This window comes from Romboutsia sp. 13368, assembly GCF_018336475.1.
In the GTDB taxonomy this organism is placed as follows: Bacteria; Bacillota; Clostridia; order Peptostreptococcales; family Peptostreptococcaceae; genus Romboutsia.
Genome location: NZ_CP048741.1, coordinates 1520506 through 1522711, shown reverse-complemented (window position 1 = coordinate 1522711; position 2206 = coordinate 1520506). Strand labels below are relative to the sequence as shown.

Sequence of the window (2206 nt, the reverse complement as noted above, 5' to 3'; positions counted from 1 at the left end):
TAATTTAATATTAATAATATATTAGACGAAATAAAAAATTCTAAAATAAGTCAGTTTTTATAGAATAAATTAAAAATTTTAAGGGGGATAATTAAATGAATGTTGTATTTATTTCACCACATTTTCCATTATACTTTCACAACTTTTGTTCAAGATTAAAAGAAAGAGGAGTTAATGTATTAGGTATTGGGGATGAAGATTATAACTTAATTAGTGATGAAACTAAAAATTCAGTAACTGAGTACTATAGAGTATCTAATTTAGAGAACTTTGAAGAAGTTGAAAATGCTTGCAGATTCTATGAAAATAAGTATGGAGCTATTGATTGGATTGAATCTCAAAATGAGTATTGGTTAGAGATGGAGGCAACTCTTAGAAGTAAGTTTAATGTAAATTCAGGGACTAAAATAGAAAATATGTCTCCTATGAAATATAAATCAAAAATGAAAGAAGTATATAAAAAAGCTAATATACCATGTGCTAGATATGATTATGTTAGAACATATGAATCATGTATCGATTTTGCAAATAAAGTTGGATACCCTATAATAGCAAAGCCAGATAATGGTGTTGGGGCAAATTCTACATATAAATTAAATAATGAAGAGGATGTTAGTAGATTTTTTAATGAAAGAGATGAAAATGTATTATACATAGTAGAAGAGTTTATAAAAGGACAAGTTGAAACATTTGATGGTATAACAGATTCTAATAAGAATATTTTAATATCATCAAGTCATGTTATGTTAAGTTCTATAATGGATTGTGTAAATGAAAAACAAGACGCAAAATTTTACTCTCAACCTGTTAAAAATAGGGATATAGAGGTTATAGGAGAAAAGGTTGTTAAGGCATTTGATACGAGAAGTAGATTTTTCCATTTTGAATTCTTTAGATTAAGTGAAGATAAAAAAGGATTAGGTAAAAAAGGAGACTTAGTTGGTCTTGAAGTAAATATGAGAGCACCAGGTGCATATATGCCTGATATGATAAACTATACTTATGATGTTGATGTATATTCTATTTGGGCAGATATGTTAATTTATGATAAATCTTTTGTTGATGTAGATAAAAAATATTCTGTAGGATATGTAAGTAGAAGAAATGAAGGTAAATATAAAAATTCTATTGATTCTATAAAAAATAAATATAAAGATAAAATATTAATTGATACAAGTGTACCTAAAGTATTATCAGAAGCTATGGGTGATAGAGTATTTATAGCTAGAAGTAAGAATGAAAATGATTTATTTGATATTATGAATCTTATTACAGAAAAAATATGATATATTGCACTTAATTAATGGTTATAGTATATAATATTAAGATTAGATATTTACTATAATCAGGAGGCATACAATGGTTAACTTATTACTTAGTTTAAACAACTTTGATGAAAATTGGTGCTATAACATATTAAAAAATATAATAAAAGAAGATTATAAAGTATTAATTGTTCCTTTTTCATATGATGAAAAATGGTTAAGCAATGAAAGTGATTGGAGTAAAGCTTTTAATAGTAAAGATGGAACACATTACGAAGAAATTGTGTCGCCATTTTTAGCTTATGGAATTGATGAAAATAATATAAAATGGATAAATCAATTTACAGACACCATAGATTTAATGAAAGAAAAGATTAAAGATACGGATATTATATTTTTTACAGGTGGATATCCTGATAAGATGATGCAAAGATTTAAAAAATATGACTTAATAAATGAACTTGAAAATTTCAAAGGTATTATGATTGGAACTAGTGCTGGTGCTATGGTTCAAATAAGTGAATTTCATATTACCAAAGACTCTGATTATAAAAGATATTTATATTGTAAAGGTTTAAATATAATTAAGGATTTTGATATAGAGGTTCATTTTGAAAATAAAGAATTACAAAATTTAAGTATATTAAGGTGTTTAAAAGAAAAGAAAAAGGTAGTTTATTCTATAAGTAATGATGGTGCAATTTTAGTTATTGATGGACAAATATATGTATTAGGAGATGCTGAAAAATGGGATATTCCTAAATGCTACTATTAAAAACACCCGTCGGAATTTCCGACGGGTACTTTATATAAAATAAGTATTTAACTATATAAAYTAATTAATCTATATCTTTACCAGTGAAAGCTAGAGGAAGTAATTCTCCTAATGTATATTCTAGATAATCATCATAATCCTTTGCAATAATTACTTTAAAAGTATC

The 2206-nt window shown here is 25.3% G+C and carries 2 protein-coding genes; both read left to right on the top strand.

Annotation, left to right across the window (positions count from 1 at the left end; translation table 11 throughout):
- Positions 1 to 95: 95 nt before the first annotated feature.
- Entirely contained in the window at positions 96 to 1286 is a 1191-nt protein-coding gene (locus tag G3997_RS06140) for an ATP-grasp domain-containing protein (RefSeq protein ID WP_296644481.1), read from the top strand.
- A gap of 73 nt (positions 1287 to 1359) precedes the next feature.
- Positions 1360 to 2040 (top strand): Type 1 glutamine amidotransferase-like domain-containing protein, encoded by a 681-nt coding sequence (locus tag G3997_RS06135; protein ID WP_296644478.1) that lies wholly within the window; start codon positions 1360 to 1362, stop codon positions 2038 to 2040.
- Positions 2041 to 2206 lie beyond the last annotated feature (166 nt).

What these genes read in the sequence shown, in the direction of transcription:
- G3997_RS06140 (WP_296644481.1), top strand. Translation starts at nt 96, where the DNA reads ATGAATGTTGTATTTATTTCACCACATTTTCCATTATACTTTCACAAC.
- G3997_RS06135 (WP_296644478.1), top strand. Translation starts at nt 1,360, where the DNA reads ATGGTTAACTTATTACTTAGTTTAAACAACTTTGATGAAAATTGGTGC.